The 13,561-nt window shown below is 62.3% G+C and carries 12 protein-coding genes; 1 reads left to right on the forward strand and 11 read right to left on the reverse strand.

From position 1 onward, the window contains the following. Positions 1 to 34 precede the first annotated feature (34 nt). Entirely contained in the window at positions 35 to 1,375 is a 1,341-nt protein-coding gene (locus tag HDEN_RS11915) for an APC family permease (RefSeq protein WP_013216369.1), read from the forward strand. A gap of 4 nt (positions 1,376 to 1,379) precedes the next feature. Here the strand turns inward: HDEN_RS11915 and HDEN_RS11920 are convergent, their stop codons facing one another. From HDEN_RS11920 to HDEN_RS11965, 11 genes are all read right to left on the reverse strand, one after another. Further along, positions 1,380 to 1,994: a pyridoxamine 5'-phosphate oxidase family protein gene (locus HDEN_RS11920; RefSeq protein ID WP_013216370.1), complete on the reverse strand. Its 615-nt coding sequence runs from the start codon at positions 1,992 to 1,994 to the stop codon at positions 1,380 to 1,382. 31 nt (positions 1,995 to 2,025) lie between these two features. Further along, positions 2,026 to 3,129 (reverse strand): dihydropteroate synthase, encoded by a 1,104-nt coding sequence (folP, locus tag HDEN_RS11925; protein WP_013216371.1) that lies wholly within the window; start codon positions 3,127 to 3,129, stop codon positions 2,026 to 2,028. Positions 3,130 to 3,462: 333 nt separating this feature from the next. Further along, entirely contained in the window at positions 3,463 to 5,418 is a 1,956-nt protein-coding gene (gene ftsH / locus HDEN_RS11930; RefSeq protein ID WP_013216372.1) for an ATP-dependent zinc metalloprotease FtsH, read from the reverse strand. Between the two features lie 131 nt (positions 5,419 to 5,549). After that, positions 5,550 to 6,881, reverse strand: coding sequence for a tRNA lysidine(34) synthetase TilS (tilS, locus tag HDEN_RS11935; RefSeq protein ID WP_013216373.1), 1,332 nt, complete (start codon positions 6,879 to 6,881; stop codon positions 5,550 to 5,552). Between the two features lie 23 nt (positions 6,882 to 6,904). Further along, positions 6,905 to 7,906, reverse strand: a complete 1,002-nt coding sequence (gene ybgF / locus HDEN_RS11940; protein ID WP_013216374.1) for a tol-pal system protein YbgF — start codon at positions 7,904 to 7,906, stop codon at positions 6,905 to 6,907. Between the two features lie 173 nt (positions 7,907 to 8,079). After that, entirely contained in the window at positions 8,080 to 8,829 is a 750-nt protein-coding gene (locus tag HDEN_RS11945; RefSeq protein ID WP_245256629.1) for an OmpA family protein, read from the reverse strand. Positions 8,830 to 9,017: 188 nt separating this feature from the next. Further along, entirely contained in the window at positions 9,018 to 9,533 is a 516-nt protein-coding gene (pal, locus tag HDEN_RS11950; RefSeq protein ID WP_013216376.1) for a peptidoglycan-associated lipoprotein Pal, read from the reverse strand. A gap of 444 nt (positions 9,534 to 9,977) precedes the next feature. Continuing rightward, positions 9,978 to 10,103 carry a hypothetical protein gene (locus tag HDEN_RS18580; RefSeq protein WP_013216377.1) on the reverse strand — a complete coding sequence of 42 codons (126 nt, stop codon included), beginning with the start codon at positions 10,101 to 10,103 and terminating at the stop codon, positions 9,978 to 9,980. Positions 10,104 to 10,528: 425 nt separating this feature from the next. Further along, the gene (gene tolB / locus HDEN_RS11955; RefSeq protein ID WP_013216379.1) at positions 10,529 to 11,866 is read right to left on the reverse strand and encodes a Tol-Pal system beta propeller repeat protein TolB; all 1,338 of its coding nucleotides are present in this window, start codon (positions 11,864 to 11,866) and stop codon (positions 10,529 to 10,531) included. A 79-nt stretch (positions 11,867 to 11,945) separates the two neighbouring features. Beyond that, positions 11,946 to 13,100, reverse strand: a complete 1,155-nt coding sequence (tolA, locus tag HDEN_RS11960; RefSeq protein WP_013216380.1) for a cell envelope integrity protein TolA — start codon at positions 13,098 to 13,100, stop codon at positions 11,946 to 11,948. Between the two features lie 2 nt (positions 13,101 to 13,102). After that, entirely contained in the window at positions 13,103 to 13,561 is a 459-nt protein-coding gene (locus tag HDEN_RS11965) for an ExbD/TolR family protein (RefSeq protein ID WP_013216381.1), read from the reverse strand.

Here is a 13,561-nt window from a genome sequence, read left to right on the forward strand (position 1 = left end):
CCCATCCGCGTGTCGTCGCGCATCGGAGCACCGCATGAGCGACAATGTAAGTGACCGGACGCAAGGGGACGGGCCTGTTCTGCGCCGCTCGATCGGCACGACACAGCTCGCGCTCTACGCGCTCGGCAGCATGGTCGGGTCGGGGATTTACGGACTGATCGGAAAGGCTGCCGGCGAGGCCGGATCTGCGGTCTGGTTGTCGTTTGTCGTCGCGCTCTGCGCCGCTCTGCTGACGTCGCTTTCCTATGCGTCGCTCGGCTCGCGCTATCCGAGGGCGGGAGGCGCCGCGTACGTGACGGGGCGCGCGTTTCGCCTTCCAATCGTGAGCTTCATCATCGGGCTCGCGCTTGTGGCTTCGGGCCTGACGTCGATCGCAACGCAATCCAAAATTTTCGCCACCATCCTTGCGGATATCGCGGGCCTCGAACAGCTTTCACCGACATTCATCGCCATCGGATTTCTTCTCATTCTCGGCGGCATCGTCTTTCGCGGCATCCGCGAGAGCATGTGGGTCAACGTGGTTTGCACGCTGATGGAAGTCGGCGGTTTGCTGCTCGTGATTGCATCCGGCATTTCCTACTGGGGCAGCGTCGACTACTTCCAGACGCCGCCGGAACGCGCGGATACGGCCTTCGGCGTGATCGTACTGCAGGCGTCGGTGTTGACGTTCTTCGCGTTCATCGGATTCGAGGATGCGATCAACGTCGCGGAGGAATGCAAAGATCCGGAGCGGACTATTCCGCGCGGTCTGATCATCGCGACCTTTACGGCGGCGCTGCTCTACATAGCGGTCGCGGTCACTGCCGTGTCGGTTGTCCCGTGGCATGAGCTGGCGACGACATCGAGCCCGCTGACTGAAGTCATGCGCCGCAGCGCGCCGGGAATTCCGCCAGGCATCATGACATTCATTGCGCTGTTCTCGGTCGCGAACACTGCGCTCGTGAATTACGTCACGGCCTCGCGCCTGATCTACGGCATGTCCGGACAAGGATTGCTGCCGAATCATTTCGGGCGGCTCCACGCGAAGCAACGCACGCCGCATATCGCCGTGCTGGCGCTGCTTGCGGTGTCCCTGCTGCTGGTGATTGCGGGCGGCATCGCCGACCTTGCTGCGGCGACCGTCTTGCTGCTTCTTGTGGTGTTCATCGCCGTCAATGCTTCGCTCGTTACGCTCAAGCGCCGCGCCGACGAAAAGCCGGGCCAGTTCGAAATACCGGTGATCCTGCCGCTTGCGGGAATTGCCGTTTGCACGGGTCTGCTTTTGACGCGACTGGCAAGCAGCGACTGGCGCGCGCCCGCTCTCGCAGGCGCGCTGATCGCCCTGATCCTCGCGCTTTACGCAGTGCTTCGGATGGGAAAATCGGACGTCCGGTGAGCCTTCATTGCGCCTTGGAGTCGTTGCGCAGGCGGGCATTTTCCGTTTCGAGATCGGCGATCCGCGTTTGCAGCCGTCCAATCGCGCCTGCCACTTCGTCAAATGGCAGCATCCGCGGAATATGCTGCGGGCAGTTCTGATCCCAGGCTTCGATCGTGAAGACGATCACGCGTTCCGGCCGCGCGCGATATGTCGGATCGCTCAGCTTCGACAGCAGCTCGTCATCGCCTTCGATCACCTTCGCCGTACCCCAGAGCTTTACGCGCCGCTGATGCACGTAATCCATGATGAATATGTAGGCTTTCGGATTCTCGGCGAGATTGCCGATCGTGATGTACTGCCGGTTTCCAACATAATCAGCGAACGCCAGCCTCTTGTCGTCGAGGATCTTGAGAAACCCCGCGGGCCCGCCGCGATGCTGGATGTAAGGCTGGCCGTCGGCGCTCGCCGTTGCAAGGTAGAAGGAGCGCGCATCGGCGATGAATGCGGTGAGGTCCGGCGTGACGGTGCTCGGCCAGCCCCTCGTACGTTCCATCCGCTCGTATTGAAGACGCGAACCGCGCTTTGACTGTTCGGCCTTGACGGACGGTGTGAATGCGATGTCGGAAGCAATTTGCATCAGAGCCAATCTCCCGCGCTTGATCCCTCGGTTAATCCAACCCCTTTTCGGTGCCCGCCGTACAGGCGCGCCAGACCTCGATCGCCTGCTTCGTTTCCTTGACGTCGTGAACGCGCACGATCTGCACGCCCGATCCGACACCCGCGATGGCCGTCGCCAGCGATCCCGACACGCGATCCTTCGCGTCATCGACGTTGCAGAGCTGGCCGATCATTTTCTTGCGGCTCGCACCGAGAAGGATCGGCACGCCGAGACCGTGATAGAGCGACAGCCCCGCCATCACCGCGACGTTGTGATGAAGGTGCTTGCCGAAGCCGATGCCGGGATCAACGACGATTTTCGATTTCGGGATTCCGGCGGCGACACAGGCCTGCACGCGGCTTTCGAGGTAATCGAATACGTCGAGGACGACATCGTCATACTGCGGATTGTCGTTCATCGTTTTCGGATCGCCCTGCGCGTGCATGATGACGACGGGCAGCTCGGTTTCAGCCGCGACGGCGAGCGAGTCCGGATCATGCGTGAACGCCGAGACGTCATTCAGAATGTCGGCCCCGGCAGCGGCGGCGCGGCGCATCACCTCGGCCTTGCGCGTATCGATTGAGATCACGGCGTCGGTGCGGGCGCGCAGGCCTTCGATGACCGGGAGGACGCGACGCAGTTCCTCGTCGAGTGCAACAGCGTCCGACTGCGGGCGCGTGCTCTCGCCGCCGATATCGAGGATGTCGGCGCCTTCGGCGACGAGCTGAAGACCGTGCGCGATTGCCTTCTCGGCGTCGAGGTTTTCGCCGCCGTCGGAGAAGCTGTCCGGCGTGACGTTGACGATGCCCATGATGCGGGGCCGGTCGAGCGACAATCCGGCGATGCGTGGACGCTGCGTGGATAGTTCCTCGAGGATGTCGGCTGCCGCCAGAGCCTCGCGGCCCCAGTCGCCGCTGAACGCATCGCCGAGGACGATCGTGCGCCGCTTCGTTTCCGGCGTCGCGCGCGTCAAGACATCCAGCGCGGCGAACGACAAGCGCCCGCCTGCGAGCGGCAATCCGCGCCATTCCGGGATATCGGGCTCGTCGATGGCGCGGCGTCGGCTCCTGTCCCAGAAGATCGCAGTCGGCTGGAGGTAAATCGAGCGTTTCATTCGGCGTCCGTGTCCATCGCTGTGCAGGTGTTCTTACGAGAAAAGTTTCAAACGTGCGCCTGGATTTTCACGCCGCGCCGTCGAAGGGGGGGCGGAGATGCGCGAGCCGTTGGACGAGTTGACGTTGGTCGCTGATGGGGTCGGTCAGGCCGTTGATATTCCGCCTGGCTCTCCACCCCACCCCTGACCCCTCCCCGTCAAGGGGAGGGGAATTAGAGCGGAGCTTCGTCGGCGTCTTCACTCGGACTGATGGCTCTGTTGGAGGTCGGCAAACAAAACGGCCGCGAGCGGGTCGCGGCCGTTTGATCGTGGATCGTGCGTTTGAGCGGAGGCTCAACCTTGCGGCTGGGGTTCCGGCCCGATGTCGATGCCGCCCGATGGCTCGCTGCGCGGACGGGGCGGTTGACGCCCGGCCGAGGGCACTGCCGATCCTGCCGAACCCTTCGTGCCATCGTCGTCATCGCGACGGGCGATCTTCTCGCCGCGCATGATCGCCTGGCACTCTTCGCCGGTGATCGTCTCGTATTCCATGAGCGCCTGCGCCATGGTTTCGAGTTCGGCCTTGTGCTTCGTCAGCACTTCCCAGGCGATGCTCTGCCCGGTGGTGACGATGCGACGGGTTTCCTCGTCGATGAGCTTGGCGGTTTCCTCGCTCATGTTCTTCTGCTGCGTGATCGAATGCCCGAGGAAGACTTCCTGCGAGTTCTCCGAGTACAGCAGCGGACCGAGCTTGTCGCTCATACCCCATTCCGTGACCATGCGCTTGGCGATCCCGGTCGCCTGGCTGATGTCGCTCGACGCGCCGGTGTTCAAGTGCTCGCGACCGTAGATGATCTGCTCGGCGACGCGGCCACCGAAGGCCATCGCGATTTTGCCTTCGCACCACTGCTTCGAATAGCTGAGGCGATCGCGCTCGGGCAAACTCATCGTCACGCCCAGCGCACGGCCGCGCGGTACGATCGTCACCTTGTGCAGCGGATCGTTGCCCGGCACGACGAGGTTGACGATGGCATGGCCCGCTTCGTGATAGGCGGTCGCAAGCTTTTCTTCCTGCGTCATGGCCATGGTCTTGCGCTCAGCGCCCATCATGACCTTGTCTTTGGAATCCTCGAACTCGGCCTGCGTCACGAGCCGCTTGTTGCGGCGAGCGGCAAGCAGCGCTGCCTCGTTGACGAGGTTCGCGAGATCGGCGCCCGAGAAGCCCGGCGTACCGCGCGCGATGACCTTCGGATCGACGTCGGGTGCCAGCGGCACTTTCTTCATATGCACGCGGAGGATCTTTTCGCGTCCGTTGACGTCCGGATTCGGCACCATGATCTGGCGGTCGAAACGGCCGGGACGCAGCAACGCGGGATCGAGCACGTCGGGGCGGTTGGTCGCCGCGATGATGATGATGCCTTCGTTGGCTTCGAAGCCGTCCATCTCGACGAGCAACTGATTGAGCGTTTGCTCACGCTCGTCGTTGCCGCCGCCGAGACCGGCGCCGCGATGGCGGCCGACGGCGTCGATTTCGTCGATGAAGATGATGCAGGGCGCGTTCTTCTTCGCCTGCTCGAACATGTCGCGGACACGGCTCGCGCCGACACCGACGAACATTTCGACGAAGTCGGAGCCCGAGATCGTGAAGAACGGCACGTTGGCTTCGCCGGCAACGGCGCGCGCGATCAGCGTCTTACCGGTGCCGGGAGGGCCGACGAGCAGACAGCCGCGCGGAATGCGTCCGCCGAGGCGCTGGAACTTCTGCGGATCGCGAAGGAACTCGACGATCTCCTCGAGATCGGATTTCGCCTCATCGACGCCGGCGACGTCATCGAACGTGACGCGGCCGTGGCGCTCGGTCAGGAGTTTCGCGCGCGATTTGCCGAAGCCCATCGCACGCCCGGAGCCGGACTGCATCTGTCGCATGAAAAAGATCCAGACGCCGATCAGAAGCAGCATCGGGAACCAACTCAGCAGAATGCTCGTGATCGACTGCACTTCATCCTCTGCAGGCCGCGCTTTGAACTTCACACCCTTCTCACGCAGGCGGGTCACGAGATTCGGGTCTTCAGGAGCGTACGTCGCGAATGCGGCTTCGCTGCCAGACGCATCGCGCTTCGTGCCGGTGATACGATTACCTGCCAGAACCGCTTCCGACACAGTACCCTTATCGACAGCGTCAAGAAATTCCGAATATTGAATCTCGTTTGAATGCCTGGACTGGCTCGGGTTGCTAACCAGGTTGTATAACGCGAGCAGCAGGACGAGCAGCGCCGCCCAGATCGCAAGCTTCTGATAATTAGGGTTCATTTGGTTCCCTGTTTAGGCCAGTGACGCGGCCAGCGTTCTGGGCTCCGGCTGAGCATGGGGCCGGGTTCCCGCTTAACATAAGAGGCTCGACACATCCGCACAAGTTCGGCCTACAGCCTGCCGATAAATCCTTAACAAGCAGCCGCGGCTGCCAATGCCTTGAGTTGGCAGCCCGTCTCCTCAAGCGACGCCTGCGATGCGACGGCGAAGGGGGCGAGCGACGGCACCGCGACCAAATCGTCACCCTGCCAGAACGACGGCAGCGCATGTGCCGCCCGCGACGGCGGCCGATATTTAGCGGCGAGACGGCCCGCAATCCTCGCGTAATTCTCCGCGCCGAGCGGACGTACTTTTACCGCCCCGATCGCGTCCGCCGCACGCTGGACAATGAACCTGCGATCCCACGTCCGGCTCTCACCTGGAGATAGAATAAGGTCAGACTGCGTGAGCCGCCCCGCCTCGCGCCAGACGCGGACGAAACGGCTGCCGCTGGAGACCATCACGCCGCCGAGCGTTGCAGTACTTTTGTCTTCCGCCTGAAGTCGAGCCGTGAGGTCTTCGATTTCGACAAGGTCGGGTCGTTCGCTGGCGCCTCCGTAACGTGCGATGAGGCTCCCGAGAAGGCGCTGGCGGAGCAACGCGGGACCGGCGCGGAAGGCGTTGCGGTCGAAGGCGGCGAAGACTTCGTTTCCGAACGAGAGCGCGAGAGTCGCGGCGAAGCATTCGTCGGCGTAACGCAACGCGGCCTCCGCCTCACCGAGACGCCGTGCGGATGTTGCCAACGCCGCAGGCGAAATTCCGGCCGCATCGAGATCGGAGAGCGCACTTCGCATGCGCGCGCGCTCATAGCGATGATCCGAGTTGCTCGGATCATCGACACTCGATAGCCCGCGTGCTTCGAGCGTTGCGATGAGGCGGGATTTGGCGAACGCCAGCAGCGGCCGCACGAGGCTGACGGTCGAGCCTTCGTGCAACACGCGTTCGGCCGGCATTCCGGCGAGCCCGTTGACGCCGGCTCCGCGTGCGAGGCGCATGGCGAACGTCTCGGCCTGATCGCCTTGATGATGCGCGGTGACGACGGCGACATCGCTCGCGCTCAGCGCGCGTGCATGATCATCGAGCAGCCGGTAACGTGCGCGGCGTGCGGCGTCGGGAATGCCGCGCGACGGCTTCTCGCCCGTCCAAGGCAATGTGACGTGCGGCAGTCCTAATCGCTGCGCTTCGCTTGCGACGAACTCGGCTTCGCGCGGAGATTCGGGACGCAGTCCGTGATCGACCGTTGCGACGGAGAGCGATGGCGGAGCGCCGTTTCGGCGTTGACGCCATTCGGAGGCCAGCACGAGCAGAGCCATGCTATCCGGTCCGCCCGAAACTGCGAGGACGACGTGCTCAAACTTCGCGAGCGGCTCGAACGCGGCGTCCGCTTCGTCTGGTGTGATCGGCAGATGTGAGCCGCGCGACATCGCTCTTCACCGCCAGCTACGCGTTACTGGCACCCGACGCGCTGACGTTCGCTCTGTGCGCGCGTCTTGACGCTCTTGGGAGCCGTCGGAAACTTGGTCGCCAACTCAGCGAACGAGGAGCACGCCGCATCTTTCTGACCAAGACGATCGAGCGACATCGCGAGTTTCAGCAAGCTGTCGGGGGCCTTCGCGCCTTGCGCGTACGTTTGATAGCCCTTCAAGAATGCGCTTGCGGCAGCCTTGTATTGCCCGCGGACGAAATGCGTTTCGCCGAGCCAGTATTGCGCGTTGCCGGAAAGCGAGTCGTTCGGAAACTTCTTCAAGAACTCAGTGAACGACGTTTCCGCCGCGCCGTAATCGCGCTGCAAGAGATAGCCGTAAGCCTGCTCATAGAGCTGTTTCGGATCGTTGCTCGACTCACTGGCCGGAGCCAACGCCGCCGTTGCGACCGATGCCGGCGGCGCTTCCGCGGCCGGGTTTCCAGCGGCCGGAGCAGCGTTCGGCGAATGCGCGCTATCGCTGCTGAGCAAACCGCCGATCGCGTCCTCGCCCGCGGCGACCGTCGTCGAGCCGAATCCGGGGCTTGGCTCGCCATCGTGTGCTTGCGGGTAGGTTCCGTCAGCAGCCGACGCAGTGGCCGAGGATGGCGGGATGTCGGACCGGCGCGGCGTACCGCCGAGGCTGCGAACCTGATCGGAAAGCTGCTGGACCTGAGCGGTCAGCGCGCGGATCTGAGTCTCGAGACTTTCGATGCGCGCCGCATCGCCGTCGCCTCCGGCTGTCGAAGCCGGAAATGGCGCGGGCGCGGAGCCACCGCTCTTCGCCAACGTCTCGAGCGTGCCGACGACGACCTGCATATCGACGAGTTGTTCTTCGAGCGACTGAACGCGCGTCTGCAGCCCGCTGTCAGCCGCCTTCGGCGCTTTATCCTTGGACTGAGCAAGCGCAGGCGTCGCCGCGACAAGCAACGCGACTGCCGCCACAGGAATTCCGAACCGAACTGGAATCAGTTTGCGCTTAGCCATGCCCTGGCCCTGCTCCGTATGATTCTATCAAAGCTACTCGTTTCGATATCGGCGCCGAGTCTAGCACAGCTATCGCGTATCGACCTGTCTCGTGCGCCCGATATTGGGCAAAATCAAATGAAGAGTCATGAGCTTCCCCGCCCATGCGGCAATCGCGGCGAAGCCAAGACGGCTTATTGCGCCACTTGGCCCGTCTCGGCGGGGCGGCCCGACAATCCTCTAGGCGGCCGCGTTGTGGACGATTGCATGCTCGATCTTATCGGATCCTGATCGCGAAGATCATTAATGAAAACTTCGGCGTTGCGATTCTGCGCCCGGCACATCGACGTCGAGCAGACCGCAACCTTGTCGTCGTTGCCCGTTGGTCTCAGGTCGACGCGACTCGCATCGAGTCCCGCCGCGATCAAACGATCGCGCACGGCTTCGGCCCGCTGCTTGGACAAGGTTTGCGCGGATCGCCGGTCACCGCCATCGTCGGAGCGGCCAATCACCGTGATCGTCAGATTCGGACGGAGTTTCAGCCAGCGGGCCTGGCCCTCGATAATGGCCAGCGCCCGGCCGCCGAGTTCCGCGCTGCTTTCCGCAAAAAATACCCGATCGCCGACGCTGATCAGAAACGCATGGCGGTACTCGGCCGTTCGTTCGGCTTCATCAGCGCGGATTGCGGCGCGCCCTTCTTCGGTATCTCCGTCGGAACCGAGGGACGACAGCGCCCGGCGCGCACGCGCCGCTTCGGGCGAATCGGGAAAGGCCGAAATCAATTTCTGGAATAGCCGACGCGCGGAATCGTATGCGCGATCCGAAGCCGCGTCCATTCCATCGACGAGAAGTTCCGCAGCAGTCTCGCCGTTCGGACCGTCGTCGTCTTCCTGCGCAATCGCAGACAGCGTGAACGCCATCATGAGGGCGAGTACCGCCGACATGACGCCAATCACGAACCTGGATGACAGCGATTTCTGCATTTGACGGGGTGCGCGTAATTCGGCTTTCCCGCCCGTTATGGCCGTCCAATTAGGCCAAACTTTGCCGATTTAGAGCCCGTCAAAAGCAATTGGCGCGTGTGGCTAATTTAATCCAGCCACCCGCGCCAATCTGAATTTCGGTACAGAAGTTAGCGCTGGCTTACGACGCCGCCGCTGTTCAGCACTGTCTGAGCACGCCGGTTCTGCGACCAGCAGGAGATGTCGTTGCAAACCGCGACCGGACGTTCCTTGCCGTACGAGATCGTGCGGATGCGCGCGCCGTTGATCCCGTGCTGAGACAGGAAATTGCGCACCGTCGTGGCACGGCGGGCGCCGAGCGCGATGTTGTATTCGCGCGTGCCACGTTCGTCGGCATGACCTTCGATCGTGATCGCGTACTGCGAGTACTGTTGCAGCCACTGCGCCTGCTTCGAGAGCGTCTGCTGCGCTTCCGGCGTCAGGTCGATCGAGTCGGTCGAGAAGTAGACGATGTCGCCGACGTTCTGACTGAAGTCGCGCTGAGATCCGGGAGTCGCGGCGCCGTACTTGCCGCTCAACGCGTCCGGTTGGAGCTCTTTGTTGCTCGCGCACGCACCGACAGTCGCTGCGAGAATCGAAACGGCGGCGAGGCGCAGCCACATGCTCCGCGCTATCGTTGCCAGCATTTCGTTTATCCCTTTCGTCTCGATCGCAACTCTCGAGCAAGCCAGATCGCGTTTAATCCGCTCCGCAAGAGGCCATCTTTGTTCTGTCAGCGTTTAGTGGAATGATCAGCCGAAAATATGGCCGATTCCGCAGATTCACAGCGATTTCATGTGCATCGAATGCCGACGCAATTGTTAGCGCAGCGAGACCATCAGCCGACCCAACGGTATGTAACATCGCGGCTTTGCGGCGCACGTGCGACCAATTCGATTTTGCAGAATTTCCCACATGCAAAATGTGGTCATGCCGTCAGCACATTTTCGACTCGGTTCCTAACCGAAATTCGACAGCCGACGAATCGATACGCCAAAAAGCTCAAGACCGAGATGGTGGCGAGGAAATCGCCAACAACTCGGTCTTGAAGATCGGTATGAAAAACGCATTACTAAGACAACAGGCGGTGCTTAGCGCACTGCCTGAGCCGAAGCGGCCGGACCGCCGAGCTTCAGAGGCTGATGCTCAACTTCTTTCCGGCATGCGCCGACAGCAACAGCAACTAGAACTGCAGCAAGAACGATTGCGCTCTTCATGTGTAGTCTCCTTTGAGTTCCAAACAGTCCGCTATTAGCGAACGGCCTGGCTGCTTGCGGTGGGACCGCCGAGCTTCAAAGGAACGTGCTCAGCTTCGCGACGGCATGCGCTAACTGCGACAGCCGTAGCTATGACTGACAAAAGGATCAGCCCCTTCACACCCTGCATGGTCATATCTCCTGATACGATTCCGGCAAAAGCCGTACTCTGGGGTACCGGGAGGGCGTCGCACGATCAAGGACAGAGGCGACAAAAACCAAGTTTTCCAATCCTATAGATGCGAAAATGCAACGACAGCGCGTGTGGGAAAGTCAACACTTTTGCGGACGTCGAAAGCGCACCTAACTTGTTGTTTTAACCATATTATTTTGTCTGCTCCGAAACCTGCTCGAAGTTCCGGAGCCCGCCGTTTCTAAAGAAGGTGTTAATTTAGAAGCGGTGACCAGGCGGGGTCTGATGCGAAGGATGGCGTCGTCACCTGACGTTCGTTGAAGCCGGTGATGTCGACCGAGTAAATCTTCGGTCCGCCGCTCGTCGACTGAGAATCGCGCCAGAACATCAGGACGCGGCCATTGGGCGCCCAAGTCGGCCCTTCATTATGGAAACCCTCCGTCAGAACACGCTCTCCGGAGCCGTCGGGCTTCATCACGCCAATCAAGAATCGGCCGCCGGCCTGCTGAGTGAAGGCGATGTAGTCGCCGCGCGGTGACCAGACCGGCGTCGAGTAGCTGCCGCCTCCGAGCGAGATCGGGTGCGCGCCAGAGCCGTCGGCATTCATGACATAAAGCTTCTGCGTGCCGTCGCGGTCGCTCTCGAACACGATCTGGCGGCCGTCAGGAGAATAGCTCGGACTGGTGTCGATGCCGCTCGACTCGGTCAGCCGGCGCGGCTGCCGTGTCCGCAGGTCCATTTCATAAATGCTGGAGCGTCCGTCCGGCGTGCCGAGACTCATCACGACGCGCTGCCCGTCCGGCGAGAAGCGCGGTGCGAACGTCATGCCGGGAAAGTCGCCCACAAGCTCGCGCCGTCCCGACTCGAGGTTCATGATGAAAACCTTCGGCTGGTCGGACGTGTAGGACATGTAGGTGATTTCCTGGTTCGTCGGCGAGAACCGCGGCGTGAGCACAAGCTCCTTGCCTTGCGTCAGCAGGCGCACGTTGGCGCCGTCCTGATCCATGATCGCGAGGCGTTTGACGCGATTCTGCGCCGGGCCCGTCTCGTCGACGAACACGACGCGCGTATCGAAGTAGCCCTTTTCGCCCGTGAGACGCTCATAGACGCTGTCGGCGATCATGTGCGCGATGCGCCGCCAGTTCTGCGCTGACGTCGAGAACCGCTGGCCGGCGAGCTGCTTGCCGCTTGCGACGTCCCAAAGCCGGAACTCAGCGCCCACACGGCCGTCACCTGCGTTGACGATGCGCCCAACAACCAGGGCATCGGCCTGCACGGAGCGCCAGTCGCCGAAGCGCGGCACGGCGTTGACGTCCCTGATCTGCTCCAGGAAGGACGCGCGGTCGAGGGGCCGGAACAGGCCGGACCGTTCGAGATCTGCTTGCAGCACATCCGAGACGTTGGCCGCGAGTTGCGGATCATCACCAACGAAGAGCGGAATCGCGATCGGGATCGGCGCGATGGTGCCTTCCGTCTGCGTGCCTTTGAGTTGTGCCTGCGCCCTCGTTGCAAAACCACTGTCGAGCGCGAGCCCGACAGCGATCAGACAGATGAAGGCAAGCGCGTACTGCAGTGGATTTTTCGGGCTCATGCTCGATCTCTCATCCGTCAATCGTTGGCCATCACAGGTCGTGTTCGCTTCGTGGTCGAATGAAGCAACTTTTTGGCGTTTACAACATCTGGCGCGGATCGAAAGTCCAGTCGACGATCTTCCATGCGTTGTATTTGTCGGGAGGCAATCTGAACGGCGCGCACATTCGCACCGCTCGGAGCGCCGCTTCCGTATAAACCTGTCCCGCCGTGGTTGGTGGCGCGGAGGTAACGCGAGGCTCGCCCGATAGGCTGCCGTCGGGATTCATTTCCCAATGCAGTTCGACAACTGGAACCTCCTCGCCGCCGCCGGTGCCGGGCGGACGCCAGCAGCCGTTGAGCTGCGACTTTATCATGCCTTTCAGCATGTCCTGCTCGCGCAGCGACAGCACGGTGTCGGTGCCGGTGGCCGTTCCGGCTTCGCGGCCGGTTTTTTCCGCGGTCGCGCTCGAACCGGCCGCCTGCTGACCTTTTTTCCTCGGGTCCTTGTCGAGCAGCGCCTTCGGAGGCGCGTCTTCCGGCGACTTGTCGAGGATCGACGCGATGCGGCTCGGATCGAACTGCTTCTTCGCCGCTTCGGCTTTTTTCCTGGCTTCTTCCTGCTTCTTTTTCTTCAGCTCGGCAGCGCGCTTTTTCTTCTCGGCCTCCTCGGCTTTCTTTTTGGCTTCTGCTTCAGCCTTCTTCTTTGCCTCGTCCTCGGCCTTCTTGCGCGCTTCGTCCTCCGCCTTCTTCTTGGCTTCCTCAGCCTTGCGCTCGTCCTCGAGCTTCTGCTCGAGGATCTTCTTTTCGTCCGGCGTCGGGCCGGGCGCGGGCTCAGGAGGAGGCGGCGGCTCTTCCAGCTTTTTCGCGATCGGATCAGGTGGCGGCGGAGGCTTCACCTGCTCGGCTGCCTTCGGGGGCTCGGCGGGCGGAGGAGGCTCGGCCGCCTCGGGCGGCGGCTCAGCCTTGGCGACCTGCTGCTCCTGCGGCGGCGGCGGTGGTGGCGGCGCAGCGTTGCTCGGCTTGGCCGTGTCGTTCTTGCTGTCGTCGGGCTTCGGTTCTTCCTTGGCCCTCGTCTCGAGGTTCTTCGCGTCCTCGCTCCCCTGTTTCAGGCGCAGGAACTCCGACGGTGTGATGATGTCGGCAGCAATCGCCGGCGTGTCCGGCGTCAGGGCCGGAACTGAGCGCATGGAAAAAAGCGCCCATCCGAGGAGCGCGGCATGAAATGCTAACGACAGGACAAGTCCGAAGGGCACCGCTAAGTGCCTCCCTTCTCCTGATCGAGAACGAACGACAGCTTCTTGAATCCGCCGTCGTTGATGCGTCCCATCACCTTCATGACGACGCCATAAGGCACGCCTCTATCGCCGCGCACGAAAATCGTCTCGTCGTATCCGTTCTTCGCAATGGCCTTGAGCTTGTCCGCCAGTTCATCGAGACTGATCTGCGTATCGCCGATGAAGACGTCGCCGTTGACCTTCACGGTGACCGCGAGCGGCTCCTGCTTCGGCGTCGGGATCTGCTGGCCTTTCGCTTCCGGCAAATCGACCGGGATGCCGACCTGCAGAAGCGGCGCGGCGACCATGAAGATGATCAGAAGCACGAGCATCACGTCGACCATCGGCGTGACGTTGATTTCGCTCATCGGAGCGTTGCGGCCGCGACGCCGGCGGCCACGACCGCCGCCTCCGCCGCCTACCTTGATGCTGGCGCCCAT

The organism is Hyphomicrobium denitrificans ATCC 51888, from assembly GCF_000143145.1.
GTDB lineage: Bacteria > Pseudomonadota > Alphaproteobacteria > Rhizobiales > Hyphomicrobiaceae > Hyphomicrobium_B > Hyphomicrobium_B denitrificans.